The organism is Methanobacterium bryantii, assembly GCF_002287175.1.
GTDB classification, from domain to species: domain Archaea; phylum Methanobacteriota; class Methanobacteria; order Methanobacteriales; family Methanobacteriaceae; genus Methanobacterium_D; species Methanobacterium_D bryantii.
Genome location: NZ_LMVM01000041.1, coordinates 36,468 through 53,278 on the forward strand (window position 1 = coordinate 36,468; position 16,811 = coordinate 53,278).

18 protein-coding genes are annotated in these 16,811 nt (G+C 35.3%); 10 read left to right on the forward strand and 8 right to left on the reverse strand.

What is annotated here, in order from left to right; translation table 11 throughout:
- Positions 1-110 precede the first annotated feature (110 nt).
- Positions 111-314, forward strand: coding sequence for a DUF2795 domain-containing protein (locus ASJ80_RS16155; RefSeq protein WP_069582533.1), 204 nt, complete (start codon positions 111-113; stop codon positions 312-314).
- A 92-nt stretch (positions 315-406) separates the two neighbouring features.
- Here the strand turns inward: ASJ80_RS16155 and ASJ80_RS16160 are convergent, their stop codons facing one another.
- Complete coding sequence (locus tag ASJ80_RS16160) at positions 407-1,267, reverse strand: zinc metalloprotease HtpX (protein WP_069582530.1); 861 nt, start codon at positions 1,265-1,267, stop codon at positions 407-409.
- Between the two features lie 156 nt (positions 1,268-1,423).
- Between ASJ80_RS16160 and ASJ80_RS16165 the strand changes: the two genes are divergently transcribed.
- Together ASJ80_RS16165 and ASJ80_RS16170 are read left to right on the forward strand one after the other, a co-directional pair.
- Positions 1,424-2,017, forward strand: a complete 594-nt coding sequence (locus ASJ80_RS16165) for an NTP transferase domain-containing protein (RefSeq protein WP_069582528.1) — start codon at positions 1,424-1,426, stop codon at positions 2,015-2,017.
- Complete coding sequence (locus tag ASJ80_RS16170) at positions 2,010-2,282, forward strand: PRC-barrel domain-containing protein (RefSeq protein WP_048081859.1); 273 nt, start codon at positions 2,010-2,012, stop codon at positions 2,280-2,282. Before ASJ80_RS16165 ends, ASJ80_RS16170 begins: the two co-directional genes overlap by 8 nt.
- 29 nt (positions 2,283-2,311) lie before the next feature.
- Here ASJ80_RS16170 and ASJ80_RS16175 read toward each other — a convergent pair whose 3' ends face one another.
- Positions 2,312-2,704 (reverse strand): winged helix-turn-helix transcriptional regulator, encoded by a 393-nt coding sequence (locus ASJ80_RS16175; protein WP_069582526.1) that lies wholly within the window; start codon positions 2,702-2,704, stop codon positions 2,312-2,314.
- A 122-nt stretch (positions 2,705-2,826) separates the two neighbouring features.
- Here ASJ80_RS16175 and ASJ80_RS16180 point away from each other — a divergent pair, with 122 nt between their 5' ends.
- A complete protein-coding gene (locus tag ASJ80_RS16180; protein ID WP_069582523.1) occupies positions 2,827-3,024 on the forward strand; it encodes a DUF5320 domain-containing protein in 198 nt (65 codons plus the stop codon).
- Between the two features lie 37 nt (positions 3,025-3,061).
- On the opposite strand, the gene fae is transcribed toward ASJ80_RS16180, so the two are convergent.
- The 3 genes from fae to sufC form a co-directional block, all read right to left on the reverse strand.
- Positions 3,062-3,556, reverse strand: a complete 495-nt coding sequence (gene fae / locus ASJ80_RS16185; RefSeq protein ID WP_069582521.1) for a formaldehyde-activating enzyme — start codon at positions 3,554-3,556, stop codon at positions 3,062-3,064.
- 147 nt (positions 3,557-3,703) lie between these two features.
- Positions 3,704-4,936, reverse strand: coding sequence for a SufB/SufD family protein (locus ASJ80_RS16190; RefSeq protein WP_069582519.1), 1,233 nt, complete (start codon positions 4,934-4,936; stop codon positions 3,704-3,706).
- Positions 4,918-5,670: a Fe-S cluster assembly ATPase SufC gene (gene sufC / locus ASJ80_RS16195; RefSeq protein WP_069582546.1), complete on the reverse strand. Its 753-nt coding sequence runs from the start codon at positions 5,668-5,670 to the stop codon at positions 4,918-4,920. Before sufC ends, ASJ80_RS16190 begins: the two co-directional genes overlap by 19 nt.
- Positions 5,671-6,405: 735 nt before the next feature.
- Here sufC and ASJ80_RS16200 point away from each other — a divergent pair.
- Genes ASJ80_RS16200 through ASJ80_RS16215 form a run of 4 tightly spaced genes read left to right on the forward strand, consistent with a single transcriptional unit; the run spans position 6,406 to position 10,431 of the window.
- The gene (locus tag ASJ80_RS16200; RefSeq protein WP_069582516.1) at positions 6,406-6,846 is read left to right on the forward strand and encodes a hydrogenase iron-sulfur subunit; all 441 of its coding nucleotides are present in this window, start codon (positions 6,406-6,408) and stop codon (positions 6,844-6,846) included.
- Between the two features lie 2 nt (positions 6,847-6,848).
- Complete coding sequence (locus ASJ80_RS16205; RefSeq protein ID WP_069582514.1) at positions 6,849-7,787, forward strand: NADH-quinone oxidoreductase subunit B family protein; 939 nt, start codon at positions 6,849-6,851, stop codon at positions 7,785-7,787.
- On the forward strand, positions 7,788-9,206 hold the full coding sequence (gene mvhA, locus ASJ80_RS16210; RefSeq protein ID WP_069582511.1) for a F420-non-reducing hydrogenase subunit MvhA: 1,419 nt from the start codon (positions 7,788-7,790) through the stop codon (positions 9,204-9,206).
- Between the two features lie 22 nt (positions 9,207-9,228).
- Entirely contained in the window at positions 9,229-10,431 is a 1,203-nt protein-coding gene (locus tag ASJ80_RS16215; RefSeq protein ID WP_069582509.1) for a 4Fe-4S binding protein, read from the forward strand.
- A 337-nt stretch (positions 10,432-10,768) separates the two neighbouring features.
- Here the strand turns inward: ASJ80_RS16215 and ASJ80_RS16220 are convergent, their stop codons facing one another.
- Genes ASJ80_RS16220 through ASJ80_RS16230 form a run of 3 tightly spaced genes read right to left on the reverse strand, consistent with a single transcriptional unit; the run spans position 10,769 to position 14,575 of the window.
- Complete coding sequence (locus ASJ80_RS16220) at positions 10,769-10,951, reverse strand: CooT family nickel-binding protein (protein ID WP_069582508.1); 183 nt, start codon at positions 10,949-10,951, stop codon at positions 10,769-10,771.
- A 48-nt stretch (positions 10,952-10,999) separates the two neighbouring features.
- On the reverse strand, positions 11,000-12,280 hold the full coding sequence (locus ASJ80_RS16225) for a dihydroorotase (protein WP_069582506.1): 1,281 nt from the start codon (positions 12,278-12,280) through the stop codon (positions 11,000-11,002).
- Between the two features lie 57 nt (positions 12,281-12,337).
- On the reverse strand, positions 12,338-14,575 hold the full coding sequence (locus ASJ80_RS16230) for a phospholipase D-like domain-containing protein (RefSeq protein ID WP_069582504.1): 2,238 nt from the start codon (positions 14,573-14,575) through the stop codon (positions 12,338-12,340).
- A gap of 158 nt (positions 14,576-14,733) precedes the next feature.
- Between ASJ80_RS16230 and ASJ80_RS16235 the strand changes: the two genes are divergently transcribed.
- The gene (locus tag ASJ80_RS16235) at positions 14,734-15,834 is read left to right on the forward strand and encodes a nucleotidyltransferase family protein (protein ID WP_069582500.1); all 1,101 of its coding nucleotides are present in this window, start codon (positions 14,734-14,736) and stop codon (positions 15,832-15,834) included.
- Positions 15,825-16,559, forward strand: a complete 735-nt coding sequence (locus ASJ80_RS16240; protein ID WP_069582495.1) for a peptidylprolyl isomerase — start codon at positions 15,825-15,827, stop codon at positions 16,557-16,559. The genes ASJ80_RS16235 and ASJ80_RS16240 overlap by 10 nt, the downstream gene beginning before the upstream one ends.
- The last annotated feature ends 252 nt before the right edge of the window (positions 16,560-16,811 follow it).

The following is a 16,811-nucleotide window of genomic DNA, read 5'->3' on the forward strand; positions in this document are numbered from 1 at the left end:
GATCTACATAACTTATAGTAATAACAATCCCGACATGAGCGTAATTAAATTATGTTGTTTTATTTTACAGATTTGTCTAATTTACCTTAAAATTAAGAGGAGATGATATTATGCGTGAAGTGACTTCAGAAGATGTAATAACTTCTTTAAAAGGAGTATCTTATCCAGCAACTAAAAAAGAAATGGTTGAACAAGCTAAGAAGAATAACGCTTCTGATGATGTTATCCATAAAATAGAAAATCTTCCAATGGAAAAATTTAGAACAACCGCGGATATTGCTTCCCTTTTTGAGGACAAATCACGGAGACGTTGAATTAATTTTAACCAGTTTCAAAATAAAATAGGTAAAGTTAGAATGCCCTCGAACATTTTATGTTCGGGGCCTTGAAAAAATTAGAAATTTTTTCAAAAGGCTTTTACTTCTTCTAACCTTTTTATTCTCTCATTTATTGGAGGGTGAGTTGAAAATAAATTCATTAAAGTTTTTGTTTTTCCTCCAAACGGATTTACTATGAATATATGGGCTGTAGCTGGATTTGCGTCCCTCATTGGTCTTGAACTGGTTCCCATTTGAAGTTTTCTAAGTGCATCTGCAAGTGCCCATGGTTTTCCAGATATCTTTGCACCGCTTTCATCAGCTTTGTATTCTCTAGTTCTGCTTACTGCAAGTTGAACAATTGTGGCAGCTACTGGAGCAAGTATGGACATTGCAATTAATCCTAATAAATCTTCTCCATCTTCTCCACCACCAAGAAATGCAAACATTCCTGCATAATTTGCAATCAGGACTATAGCTCCTCCCACTGTGGCAGCTACTGCACTTATCAATATGTCCCTGTTTTTAACGTGTCCAAGTTCGTGAGCTATAACTCCTTCAAGTTCGTCTCTACTTAGCAAATTCAGTATGCCTGTAGTTACGGCTACAACTGCTTTTTTAGGGCTTCTGCCAGTAGCAAAAGCGTTCGGAGTCGCACTTTCAACTATTGCAACTTTTGGTTTTGGAATTCCTGCGTTCTGCGCAAGTTCTGATACAATTGAATGGAGTTCTGGAGCTTCATGTTCTGATACTTCCCTTGCACCGTACATCTTAAGCACAATTTTATCTGAAAAGAAATATGAACTGAAGTTCATGATCATTGCAAGTAAGAAGAAAGCTGACGCTCCAAAAAGTCCTACTCCAAATAATGATCCTATGAAATAACCTATGCCTATTAATAAGCCGGTTAATGCACCTAATAAGAGTAATGTTTTAATGTTTTCAAACATTTGATTATCACCAGTTTTTAAACGTTGATCTTTTTTCAATCTTTTTATTTATTCAGGTTACTAAAAGATCACAATACTATAAAATGTAAGTTTAGGTATATAAACTTTGTGTGACTAAATCTAAATTATAAATAATTAAATTTTCGGTGTTTTCAGATGGTAACTGCTTTAATAATGGCTGGGGGAAAAGGAACAAGGATGAAACTTGATGTGGAAAAACCACTTGTTGAGGTAAATGGAAAGCCATTGGTTCAGTATGTAGTTGATGCACTTAAAAATACAGATAAAATCAGCAATATATTAGTTGCGACAAGTAAAAACACTCCCAGAACTGAATCTTTTTTAAAGGAACAGGGTATGGATACAATTGAAACTCCTGGAGACGGCTATGTGCAGGATCTTGGGTTTATTATTTCAAACTTTGAGTTAGATGATATTTTACTCACTATTACTGCAGACCTGCCCCTTGTAAATAGTGATATAATTAGCCATGTTCTTGAGGAATATGAAAAATCTGATAAGCCAGCTATGAGTGTTTTAGTTCCCATTCATGTATTTGAGGAATATGGTATCAAACCCACCATGAGATTTGAGAATTTAATACCATCTGGATTAAATGTATTAAGAAGTATTAATAAGGCACAAGATGAGAAAGTTTTAATTATAGAAAGGATAGAACTAGCCTTAAACATTAATACATATGAAGACATAAAACTTCTTAAGAATCTATTGGGTGATCAGGATGAATGAAGAGAGGAAACTTATTAAGGGAGAAGAAAAGATCTGGAGCGAAATTAAAGGATATCAGGTTGCAACCAATAATGCACGTATATTGGGTGAACTGGACGAGCTTATAATAAACGGTAAGACCGGAAAAATAACTGATGTCGTCATAAAAGTTGAAAAAGGCCGAAACATAAACGTTAAAGGTGCAAAGAAAAAAGGAGATCACCTTTTAGTTCCATTTGGAAAAGTTGAAAAAGTGGGCGAGTTTATAATTATTTCAGAAGCCTAAATTTTTTTAATTTATAATTTTTTTTAAGATTATGTGCTGTTTTTAATTTGATTTTTTTTATGGGATTTGTGGCCTGTATGTGGTTCATCATGATTTTCCCTGCGTCTAACCCATTCAACTAGAGGTATCAATGCTATTTGTAATTCTTTTCCTGATTCTGTGAGAGAATATTCCACCCTGGGAGGTGTTTCGCCGTAAACATTTCTTTCTATTAATCCTTCATGTTCCAATGTTTTTAATGTATTTGAAAGAGTTTTTGGAGATATTTCCCCTATATTTTTTTTAATCTGATTGTATCGTAGTGGATCCTCTCTAAGTGATGTCAGCACGCACATCACCCATTTTTTACTTACCACATCCACTATGCCTCGAATGGGACAAAGGCAAAAAGCCTCTTTTTCACAATTACTTTCCTTGCACATACCAGGTACCCTTCTGTATACTTTGTTTATTAATATAAACTTTTTATTTTAAATACTTTCTTTTGTATACTAGATATTAGACACATACTTACTATTAAATGTATACCAGGAGATGATTTAATATGTGTGAAGATAGGTGTTGTGGACACGATAAAGATAAAAAAGGTAGGGGCATGCATCATAGGGGATGTCACTCTGGGGGAATGCATAGACATTTCTTAACTAGGGAAGAAAAAGCTGAAATGCTGGAAAAATACATAGAAGAATTAGAAAAGGAGATTAAAGGCGTAAAACAAAAAATTGAGGAGCTTAAAGCTTAAATTTATCTCCTATTTATTTTTAGATTATATGTAAGATTTATCCTTTATAAAGAGGATGAACAACAGAGTTTCTTTCGCTTAAAATTTCATCAATTGAAGGCTCCTTGGTAAATGCTCTTCTTATGGCTAATTTTGCAGCTTCATAATTATTCCTGTATATTTTATCATTGTCTTCAGCACCAGGATGTATAAAGACACTGCAGACTATGCAAATATCTTCCACTGTATCTTCAGGAATGATTTCTTCTTCCACACATTCTGCAACAGCCATTGCCACACCTTTTTGTGCAGGTCCGAATATCCTTAAAACATCACCCTTTCTTCTAAGTGAAACTTTAGGTGATATCAGTGTCACTGGTTTTGTTGTAAGATTAGGGGCTATAATGGCAAAAAGAGGAGTATGCTTGTCCATTTGATTTGCAAGAGCACCCGCAAATGCTTGCCCAACGGGGCCTTCTTTATCACCTATTAAGAGATCTATATGTGCAACTTCTACTTTTTCTCCAAACCGTGCTTCTCCAATTAAATACATGGTACTACCTCTCATTTATTTTATGTATTTAATGGAATTTAATATTTTTTAAGATTATTTTCTTAATAAACTCTAAAATCAGTTCTGATTCTGTTAATTAAATTAAAAAAGAAAGAAGATTAAAAGAAGTAGTTTAAAAATAAAAAGTTACATGCCCTGTAAACTCATATCGAGCATTCTTTTGGTTTCATCTGCAAGTTCTTGAGGCAGTCCTGTAATGTCCATGCTTAAGAACCCTCTTACAATCATAGAAGCAGCTTCTTCTTCTGTAAGTCCTCTGGACATTAGGTATAACACTTCTTCTTCCGCTATTTTACCTACTGCTGCTTCGTGAGATAGTTCTAAGTCTCTGGCACTACCTTCCAGTTCTGGAACTGCATATATCATAGAATCATCAGATAGGACAAGACCATGACATTCTAAGTGTCCTTTGGTATCATGCATTCTACCTGCTAGATGTCCTCTGGCATAAACTTGAGAGTTATCCTTGGAAACTGCCCTTGAAATCATTTCTGTGCTTGCTCCTTCCCCTTCTAGATAAACACGTGATCCCATATCTAATATAGAGTCCTTCTGGCCTCCTAGAATTGACTGGAATAAAACTTTAGAATTTTTACCGCTGCAGTAAGCTGTTGGATAAGACTGAATACTTCTAACGGGGCTTGTAAGGATATAATTGCTTATATAAGTTGAATCGTCTCCACACATGATTCCTGTTCTTGGGCGTACATCTACCTGTTCTGCCCAGTTGTGTACCATTGTAAACGTAATTTTAGATCCGGGTTTAAGGTAAAATTCTGAAACTCCTACGTGAAGTGCAGAGCTTACGTCTTCTCCAGTGGCACAGCCAGTTATAATATGCAGTTCAGAATTTTCTTCTGCAATGATTATGTTGTGGGCCGTCTGCATTACCTTTTCATCACCGATGAACATACATGCCTGTAACGGGAATACTTCTTTAGAACCTGGTAAAGATCTTATGAAATAACCACTGCTCCCTTCTTCTGATTCTCTTATTGCGGTTTGTGCAGTATATTTATCTGCATCAGGAGCTACAGCTTTCCACATGTAATCTTTAAGCCATCCATATTTATCCAGCGCTACATTCATTCCCATTATTTCAACACTTTCAGAAGGAGATGCGTTATAGACTCCACTCTGGTCCATCTGTATAAATGTACCTGAACGTTCTTTTTCAGTGGTGTCTACCCCTACCTTCAGCAATGTATCCTGAACCTTTTTAGGAATTTCAACAGCTCTTTCTACGCGTTCATGTTCCCCTGCTTCTTCTTTTATAAATTTTTCAAGATCTATGTCTTCTCCATAAAGAGCTTTCTTTTCATGGGCTTTTTGGGCACGTTCTAGTGGAGTTTGCAACATTCAACACATCCTTTAAATCCTTCTTTTCTAATGTCTTCTAAAACTTCAGTGGGATTCCCTGAACAGGCTATTTTACCATCCATAAGTACGTGGGCAGTATCAGCACTTACAAAATTGAGAATATAACCTAAATGAGTTATCAAAAGCCCTGATTTTTGCCTCATACCTGGCTTTTTGTCTTTATCTAAGAGAGTATTTATTTCTTCAGCAAGAAGCTCTACATTTTCAATGTCCACACCAGAGTCAGGTTCATCAAACATGATAAAATCTGGTTGTTGAGCAAGGAGCTGCAAGATTTCGGACCGTTTTACTTCTCCTCCTGAAAATCCTAAATTAACATCTCTTTCTAAGAATCTCTGGTCAAGTTTAAGTTTGGTGGCAAGATCCTTCATTTCAGGACTTAATTCTTCACCACTTTCCCCGTGTTCAATTTTAAGGAGATCGTTAAGTTTAACTCCTCTTATGGCGGGTGGATTTTGAAAACTTACACCTATACCTTTTCTTACACGTTCTGTAGTGGTTAAATTGGTTATATCTTCTCCTTTAAAGATAATTTCTCCTCGTGTTATGTCATACTTAGGAAATCCAAGTAAGCTCATAAACAACGTACTTTTACCAGACCCATTTGGTCCTAAGAGCACATGGGTTTCTCCTTCTTTAATATAAAGATCGATATCGCTTAGTATTTCTTTTCCATTTACTTCAACAGCTAGATCAGTTATTTCAAGTAGCAGTTTTACCACCACCGTTTTTAGTATTACACTCGAAAATTCAAAGCATGCAAAATTTGCAGAATTTTGCTGCCTGTAAAACTCTCAAAACCTTAAAAAATCTATGATTTTTTACGTATAGAAAAATGTTGTCAAAATTGAAAATTTTCGAATGCTTCATATTTTCTAAAATTCAAAGAATTTTTAGAGATTTTAACAGATTTTTTGAGGGAATTTTCAAGGGTCTCAAACACTTGTGTTTGAGGAATTCTATTTTTTAATTAAATTAATCTTTTTGTAACTCATTTTGGATATATCTGATGTTATATATAAATTAACTATTGTTAATATTATTGCATAAAAACTTGATATGATAAGGTCGTCTCTTGATATTATTATAAAGTTGAATTTGATGAACGGTATGTAAAAAATTCTAATATTATGTGTATGTAGTTGCAAAAGTAATAAAGTACATACAAATAATTTTCTACAGTAGAAGGCCAGCTTAATAAATTTTAGTTTTTTTGAAAAATAAAGATGAAATATCATGTTATATAAAATTAAGGGGCATTATTATAGATAATATAATAAATTTAAGTCCATACTGGCCTTTTTTAGAAAACGAAGGTTCATGTCATTATATATAAACTTTTCGAAATTGTCTTAGAAGTAACCTTTATAATTAGTGTCTTTATATCCATATAACGTACAGTAATAGTACACTAATTAGTACATTGAGAAACGCAAGGAGGAAACTCTATGGCTGAGGATGATATAAAAATCGTTATGTTTTGTTGTAACTGGTGTTCCTACGGTGGAGCAGACACAGCAGGTACCGCAAGGATGCAATATCCTCCGAACATACGTGTAATTAGAGTGATGTGTTCAGGACGTATAGAACCACAATTTGTTCTTAAAGCATTCAGAGAAGGTGCAGATGGTGTTATAATTGCAGGATGTCACCACGGTGACTGCCACTATGACGCAGGAAACTACAAATTAGATAGAAGAATGAGATTAATTTACAAATTAGTAGATGATCTAGGAATTGGAAAAGAAAGAGTATACCACGACTGGATCTCCGCATCAGAAGGAGAAAAATTCGCAGAAACAGTTAAAATGATGGTAGCTCGTGTCAAGAATCTCGGACCATCACCGCTTAAAGCACAATTAGCAGAAGTTGAAGAAGCGGAGGCATAATCATGGCAGAAGAAAGTCAAAAAGTCAAAATATTAACAACATGGCTCTCAGGATGTTCCGGCTGTCACTTAGCGCTTGCAGATATAAACGAAGCACTTATAGACGTTATGGAACTCGCTGACTTTGAACACAGCCCTGTTTTAATGGATGTAAAATATGATGAAATTCCAGAAGTAAACGTTGCTCTCGTTGAAGGAGGAATCCGTAACGAAGAAAACCACGAAATGGCTCTAAAAGTAAGGGAAAAAGCTGATTTTGTTATAGCATACGGTACATGTGCAGTATATGGTGGTATTCAGGGACTTGGAAACTTAAGTACTAACGAAGAACTTTTAACTGAGGCTTACATTAACTGCCCAAGTAATATAAACCCTGAAGGTATTTTACCATCTGAAGAAGTACCTCCATTTGAAAGCAGAATGAGGCCTCTTAGTGATGTTATAGATGTCGATTTAAACTTACCAGGATGTCCACCAAGGTCTGACATTGTTGCACAAGCAGTAATGTCTTTACTTAAAGGAGAACCACTGGAATTACCAACAACAAACCTCTGTGAAGTTTGTCCAAGAGAAAAACCGCCTGAAGGGCTGGCAATGGAAGAAATTAAAAGGCAGTTCGAACTTGGAAAACCTGAAGAAGAAGTATGTTTAGTAACTCAAGGACTCGTCTGTATGGGACCTGCAACAGTTTCACTCTGTGGAGCAGAATGCCCAAGTATAGCTGTACCTTGTAGAGGTTGCTACGGACCAACTGGAAATGTAGTTGACCAGGGTGCAAAAATGATCAGTGCGATTGGGTCTGACTTCGGTGTTGAATCTGATAAAACTATCGATCCAGAAACAGTTGCAGATCAGCTTGACGATGTAGTTGGAACTTTCTACACATTCACACTTCCAGCTTCATTAGTACCTATGAGAATGAGGAAACAGGAGGGTAAATAGATGGTTAAATTAACACTTGAACCTGTAACAAGAATTGAAGGTCACGCTAAAATTACCGTACAACTCGACGATGCAGGAAACGTTCAAGATACCAAACTCCACGTTATGGAATTCCGTGGATTTGAAAAATTCTTACAAGGAAGACAAATTGAAGAAGTACCAAGGATAGTACCAAGGATCTGTGGTATATGTGATGTACAGCACCACCTTGCAGCTGCTAAAGCTGTCGACGGTATCTTTGGTTTCACTCAGGATGATGTTCTCCCAGCAGCATACAAAATGAGGGAACTCATGAACTGGGGTTCATACATGCACTCCCACGCACTTCACTTCTACTTCCTCGCAGCTCCTGACTTTATAGCAGGAAAAGACAGGAAAACAAGAAACGTTTTCCAGATCATTAAAGACGCACCTGAATTAGCTTTACAGGCTATAGAACTCAGGAAAAACGCTCTTTCAATAGTAAAAGCTACTGGTGGAAGGCCAATTCACCCAACATCAAACTTACCTGGTGGAATTTCCACAGAACTTGATGATGAAACTCAAAAAGACTTACTGGCAAAAGCTCAAAGAAATGTAGAATTAGCAGATGCTACAATCCAGACTGCAATTCCAATCTTTGAAGAAAACTTAGACCTTGTTAAAGAACTTGGTTACGTTAAAACTTACCACACAGGTCTTGTAAACGATGGTGTATGGGATGTTTACCACGGTGATGTAAGAGTTAAAGACGCAGAAGGTAACCCTTACGCAGAATTTGCTCCTGAAAATTACCTGGACTACATCGCAGAAAAAACAAAACCATACTCCTACCTGAAATTCCCATATCTTAAAGATTTAGGTTACCCAGAAGGTATCTACAGAGTTGCACCTCTCTCAAGGTTAAACGTTGTAGACAAAATGCCTGATGTTGCACCTAAAGCTCAAGATTACCTCAACGAATTCAGAAAAACATTCGGCTACGCTCAGGAACCACTTTTATTCCACTGGGCAAGACTCATAGAGTTACTCGCATGTGCTGAACTCGCTGCTGATACTTTAGACCAGGACTTATCCGGTCAGAAATGGCAGGACTCTCTTGAGAAAACAGCTGGTGAAGGTGTAGGAATTGTTGAAGCACCAAGGGGAACTTTAACTCACCACTATGCTGCAGATGAAAATGGACTTGTCACTAAAGCAAACATTGTAGTTGCAACTATCCAGAACAACCCATCCATGGAAATGGGTATTCAGAAAGTTGCTAAAGACTACATTAAACCTGGTGTAGAAGTAGATGACAGTATTTTCAACCTAATGGAGATGGTAATAAGAGCATACGACCCATGTCTATCCTGTGCAACCCACGAAATCGACAGTCAAATGAAACTTTCAACCCTTGAAGTATACGACAGTGAAGGACACTTAATAAACAAACTTTAAAACCATTTAAGGGTGAAAAAAAATGATAGTAGTAAACAAAGAAGGATGTATCAAGTGCGGAGCTTGTCAAGGTGTATGTCCAACAGAAGCAATCTCAGTAACACCTGAAGATGTTATTTTCTGTGATCTCTGTTCTGGCGAACCAAAATGTGTAGCAGCCTGTTCAACAGGTGCCCTCAAAGCGGAAGAAATGCCAATTGGGGACACTGGCAAAACTCAGACTCGCATAGTGTTTAGTCCTTCAGCATGTAACCAGTGTGGTGATTGCGTAGATGTCTGCCCTCCAAATGTACTGAAAATGGATGAAGGAAAAGTCCAGACAACAATGCCTTTACACGGATTCTGTGTAATGTGCCAGAAATGTGTGGATGTTTGTCCAGTAGAAGTCATTGGTATAGAAGGAGTCAAAGAACCTAAAGTAATTGAAAAAGACATCACAGGACCTATATACATTTCAGGCTGTGTTGGCTGTGGAATGTGTGTAGAAGAATGTCCTGTAGACGCTATTACCCTTTCTGAAACTGGGGAAGTAATCAACATTGATGAAGATGCATGTATAAAATGTGGAGTATGTTCTCAAACATGCCCATGGAATGCAGTTTACATTTCAGGTAAAGAACCAGTCAAAAGGACTAAAGATATAGTAGCATTCGATCTCAACAAAGATGCATGTATCGGATGTAATGTATGTGTCGAAGCATGTCCTGGTGACTTTATAGAAGCCAAGGCAGCAGACCTTTCAGTGGAACTTCCTGAAATCTGTGCAGCATGTGGACTCTGTGCAAAAATGTGCCCAGTTGAAGCAATTAATCTCGAAGTCGAACTTGGACCTGCAAAACCAGCATCCGAAGAAGGACTCGTTAGAAACGAAGAACTCTGTATACTGGACGGCAGTTGTGCCCCTGTATGTCCTACTGGAGCTATAAGAGTAGAACCAGGCGAATCTTATGCAATGTGTACAAGATGTGGAGCATGTGCATCAACATGTCCTACTGGAGCTCTTAGAGTAACACAGATCGACAAAGAAGTTAACGGCGAAATTGTTAAAAGGGATAGAATCGAATTCAGCCCATCAATTTGTGATGAATGTGGCGAATGTGTCGAAGTATGCCCATACAACATGCTGGAACTCACAGGCGACAAGAAAATGCCAGTCAAAGGGTACTGTGTACTCTGCGAAAAATGTGTTGAACACTGTCCAAACACAGCATTATCTATAAAATAAGAATGTTTTTTAAAGGTGGATTTTTCCACCCCCATAATTTTATTTTTGCTTAAAAATTTATTGAAACTATTTTTATGACTCAAATTAATTAAGGTTAATTTTCCTGTTTAATTATCACTATTTAATCAAAATATTTACTTTTCTAGAAATTTAATATAATAAAATGTCAGTAAATACTCTCTTTTTGTATTGTACTGTAATTAAGGAATACACTTGAAAAATAAGCCGGATAATAATTCTTTTTATCTTTAACTTACACTAATGTACAGAAAGATTCTTAATTAACAAAAATTAAAAAGGTTTATCAAAAAAGAATAGTTAGATTATAATTAAAGGATTATTCACTTAATTTAACATAAATGGCATGTTTGTCAAGGTCAATTTCAACTATTGCCCCAGTAATGTCTTTTCTAGTACCTAATATGTCTGTAAGCCCTATATTTTCACCATCAATTTTTATAAACAACGCATCTTCCATTATTTTATCGCCGTCGGTTGAGTAAACTGTTGATTCGCACATTTTATCACCACTCGTAGTTATGTTTTTAATGTAATTTTTTATTTGCTATTATACAATTTTTCCACTATTTTCAAAAACTTCTCCATCTGCCATAACAACATTCCCACGGACTACTGTCATAACAGGCATGCCCTTAACTTTAAATCCATTAAATGGAGAATATTTAGCTTTTGTCTTGAATTCACCAGGGTTTATTATCCCTTCTTTTTTCATATCAACCACTACAAAGTCTGCATCCATTCCCTCTGCAATTTTTCCTTTATTTTTAAGGTTAAATATTTCAGCGGGATTCTCGCATAAAAGCCGTTTGATATCTCCAAAAGCCATCTTGTTTTTATTTACTTTAGTTAAAAGTAGAGGTAAAGCTGTTTCAAGGTTGGGAATTCCAGATGGGGCTTCCCATACTATTTTTTCTTTTTCAAGGATTGTATGGGGGGCATGATCGGTTCCGATTACGTCTATTTTTTCCAGTTCATTAATCCCTAAGGCATATTTTTTATCTCGAAGTGGAGGGTTGGTCTTTGCAAGGTTTCCACATTTTTTAAAATAAGATGCATCTAAAAATAGGTGGTGGGGAGTTATCTCTGATGTAACCATGCAATTTTCACTTTTTGCTTCTTGAATTATGTCAAGAGACTTTTTAGTGCTTACATGGCAGATATGGATTCTCGAATTCAACTGTTTTGCCAGGGAAGTGGCTTTTAAAACTGCAATATCTTCTGCAAGCGGCGGACGGGCATCTGTATAAATTTCAGGATCTATACTGCCGCTTGATTTCATTTTATCAGTGCATTCTTTAACTGTATCCATATCTTCAGCGTGCACTGATATTAGCTGATCTTCAGGTAACCTCTTAATTTCCTTAAAAATTTCTAACAGATGCTCATCATCAATAAGGTCCATGTATATTTTAAAGGATGCAGGTTTAAGCTCTGCTATTTTTTTAATCTCACGAATATTACCTACGCCTGCATGCAGTCCAAAATCAACCACACTCTTCTTTCTCGCGATGTTTAATTTCTCAATAAATGCTTTTTCAGTGTTGGTTGGGGGATTAGTATTTGGCATATCCATTACTGTGGTAAATCCACCGCAGGCTGCTGCGACCGATCCGGTTTTAAAAGTTTCTTTCTCTGGAAATCCAGGGTCTCTAAAATGTACATGTGAGTCAATAAGTCCGGGTAAAACTATATTTCCTTTGATATCTATTGTTTCCTCGCTTTTTGGAGCTATCTTTGTAATAGATACAATTTTACCCTCTTCAATTCCTATAATACATTCTTTGTTCTCGGGGACAAGTTTACAGTTTTTAAGACATAAATCAATCATTCTGCACCTCATAAATATGAATGATAATATTTAATTAAGTTAATTCTTCTTTAATGATTATAAGTTGAATCTTCCTTTTATCCTTCTATATTTTTCTATTAAATCTTTGATCTGTTCTTCAGCATTTCTTTTAGGACTGTAAGGTAAAGCATCACCGTAAAAATTAATTTCTTCACTTTCCAATTTTTCGATATTTTCATAAACTGTTTTTTTCCATAGATCAAGCCATCCATTATCGGGTCTTGAATATTTGCTAATATCTATCCCTAAATGTTCGTTCCATAGTTCTTGCCGGAATTTTTTTATAGTGTCTCTTTTTGGCTTATCAAAATCAAAAAATAGGGCATTTACCTCCATATTGAGATAATTTGTTGAACTATCGCGGCTGCCAAATTCTTCGGCACAACTGAGGGAGGAACCATCTAAATTAGACGAGCCTATAGTGGCCCATATATCATCTACAATTGCAACCTTGCTGTGTACATAACAATGTCTCAGTTTGTTTTTTCCATTTTTAAATTCACCTGACCATAATGAGTATATGCCTATTCTAGGATGATCTAATGCGGATTTTTCTAGATCCATTCCCATTAATTGAAAGCCATAATGTTGCCATGTCCTGTAGCTTGGAACATCAGGAACCTCATTAATTACCATAATTAACTGTAATTCTGGGTTATGGTCAAGGGCATTTTTTAAAGCGCTGACAATATATTTATTGGTAAAATATTGATTTTCAAGATAAATAAAGTCTTCTGCATTAGTAATGGCTCTTCTATACGCCTCAAATACTCCTTTTTCTCCTTTATCATTTATTGTACCTGGAGTAATTGATCTCACAATTTGGAGGGGCATATTATTATATTGAAACATTTTATTTTGATATTCTACATTGTTTAGGTTATTTTTGGAAGTGTTTCCTAAATTTAGAGATTCATTTTTAAAAATTTTATCTTTACCTTTAAAATGGAGATCTGAAAGATAATTCCAAAGTTCAATGAAAAATTCTTCTATATGTCCTATCGCTTCACCACTTAAATATATTGAAACATCATGAACAGGGCCTTCATTTTTTTCACCACGGCGGGGTTCATTAACTAGATGCTGGTTAGTATCCCAGTAAGCTTGACTAAAAGGAGAGCCCAAGATGAATGCTTCTTTTCCATCGACAATCAGTACTTTAGCATGCATGGCATAAGGCCCTCTTGCCGGAAATCTCCTGACACTCACATTACTGTCTTTAAAATAGTTATGTAGTTCATCATAGTTATCTGGAATAACCATATTTTCATTTATTATAATTTTAACCTCAGCCCCTCTACTTTCGGCATCTAAAAGTTTATCGACAAGGGGTTTATCCTTTTTATATATGTTTTCATCCTCAAAAAATCGGGGGATGAAATCAGGATAGAATGCAAATTGGGTTAAATAAATATATGATTCTGCATTATCTATTGAATCTACTATTTTTTCTAGTGTCTTTTTGTTATCTATTAAAATTTCAAAGCTGTTACTGGAGGTAAATCTGGATGGTGATTTATTTTTTAATGTAACAAACCATCCCTCTATCATGCTTTGATTTATTACAATGTCATCAATGTATTTTATGGTACTTTTCACATTTTCATGAACATGGGACCTTAAAATCTCAAAAACTCCCAGTTTATCTTTAACAATAATTCTTATATCTGGCTCTTTATCTGCAATTTCCTTGTATCTATTTTGGGGATAAAGTATCCTGTAATATCCATTATCATCTGTAATTGTGTGCCCTAAAAGATCATCTTCTAAAAAGAAAAGCCCTTTATATTTGTCTGTTATAAACTGTAAAGAGCCACCAAGATCCATATTTGGAGATATAAATGATTTAACTTTAGATTCCACTAAATGTATGGCATTTAGTTTTATTTTTCCAAAATCAACATCCTCTGCTACAACTGCTAATCCGGCTATGGGATTTCCTTCTTCGTCTATAATCCTACCTTTAACACCAATATTGCCATTATTTATTTCTAAATCTTCGAAATCAAGAATATCTGCAACATTTTCTCTTGATTTAGACATTATAATTTGATTATCTATAAGGATGTCCAGTTTTATATTTATATTATCCTGTAATTCGGGCTCTACATGATAATTAATTTGAAAATCACCGTTAATATCAGAAATAGCTGATCCAAGTTCCGTATTTTTTAAAAAAAAATATTTGAAAGCTTTAACTTTTAAATTAGATAAAGGTTTTTTATTTTCATCAATTAGATGTCCATAAATCTTATTTTCCTGTGTGTTTTCCATAAATATCACTTATCTTGTTTTAGACGGATTATGGATTCTTTAGCAATGTTTAATTTTAGTTATACGTATGTTTTGGTTAATAAGTCTCTAATCACTATATATATTAAATTGATCATTGGGAATAATTAATTTATCTAAAAAAAAAGAAAGGTAATATCATGCCTTCAAAACAAGAATTTGTCAGAGATTTTATAGAGCGGGATCGAAAACTCTTATTTGAGGATTGTAAAAAGGATCAGGAATATGCAGAGCATGAAAACGAATTTAAAATAATTGCAGACTTTACAGAATATTCTCCACTGCATATGGGTCACAGGCACTGCATGATGGGGGCAAAGGAAAAAGTTGAAGATGGAATCTTTGTTGCAGTAGTTCCTGGGCTATTTGAGCGAAGCGGCAGGGGGCTGCCATACATCATGTCACGCCATGCAAGGGCGGATTCTGCGGTGGCTGTTGGGGCAGATATAGTCATAGAAGGCCCTCCAATGGGTATAATGGGCTCTGGTCAATATTCGTTATGTCTTGCAAAGACTTTTAAAGCATTGGATGCAGATTATATTCCTAGGGGTTATAAACCGGTTCAAGGTTTTCAAGAGATACTCCATAGAATCTCGGATGGAAAAGGAGTAGCTCCAAAACCCTACAAAATAATTGATATGGATACAAAAGAGGTTTTAATTAAGGGTAAACTTCATGAAGATAATTATGTCATCGTATCTCTTTCAAGGTCCCTTAAAAAGATAAATTTTGATTTCAAAGATAAATTCATCTTCGTACCGCGTATTGAAGGAGTAAGTGGCACTAAAATTAGAGAAGCTGTTTTAAAAAGAAATTTAAGTTCTGTTGAAGATATGCTGCCCCCTGAAACTATTGAAGTTTTAAACAGGGAAGTGGCACGTGAAAGGGCTCCCATTCATAACTGTCGAGATGAAGAAGGCATAATTGAACTTGTAAATGAAGGATCAAGAGAATATTTAAAATCGCTTGCACTTTTAGATGATAAAACTGTAGAAAACCTCATAAAAAACAGGCCGTTTAAAAATATGGCTGATATAGAAGAATGTGTTTCATGGGGTTTCAGCAGGCACTATAAAAATAGAATTTTGTCATCTATGGAAGCAAGAATAGATAAAAAAACAGTATCCTCATATATTGATAAGTATCCATCCGTTATCCGCGTGTTAAACTTTAAGGATAAGGACACACTTAAAAATTTTAAAAATAATATACCCACAAGGAGGATAGAAATATGGCAATAAAAGAAGGAGATTTTATAAGGCTTAAATACACTGGAAAAGTTCAGGAAACCGGTGATATATTTGATACAACAAGTGAAGAAGTAGCTGAAGAAGCAGGACTTGTCACTGAAAATAAAACTTTTGGTCCAATCCCAATAGCTGTAGGAGTAGGACATGTATTAAAAGGACTTGATAAAGGTTTAGTTGGCATGGAAGTAGGTGAAGCGAAATCAATTGAAGTACCTCCAGAAGAAGGATTTGGAGTAAGAGACCCAAAATTAACCCAGCTTATACCAATGAGTGAATTCAAAAAACAGAATATCAGACCTCAAAAAGGTATGAACATCACATTAGAAGGGCACAATGGTAAAATAAGGAGCATAAGTGGTGGAAGAGTAACCGTAGACTTCAACCATGAATTTGCTGGAAAAACACTGGTATACGATGTGGAAGTTGAAAAAATAATTGAAGACGACACAGAAAAAGTGTACGGAATCATAGAACTCCAGTACCCTAACCCAAATATAAAACCTGAAGACCATGAAGTAAAAATGGAAGACGGAAAAGTAATGATTTACCTCAATGAAATGGCTAAATTCGACAACCAAATTACCTATGCAAAATTCAGAATTGCAAGGGATATATGGGACAACATGGGTATAGACAGGGTCGAATTTGTGGATGTATTCGAGAAAAAAGTAAACACTGAAGAAGAAAAAGAAGAAGAAACTGAAGCAGAAGAATAATTCAGCTGCTTTAAACTTCATTAACTTCTTTTATTTTTAAGTAAATATTGGGCTTATAAAACCTTTAAAAAGTTTTTAAGCCAGTATTATCCTTTTATAGAATCTTTATTTTGGACATAATTCATTAAATCATTTTTGTGACCTTTCAAAAATTTCATTAATTTTGGGGGGATGTTATAAGATTTAATTTTACTTTTTAAACCATAATTAACAGTTTAATTTATAGTTTGATCTTTAGATTCTCTATTTTTG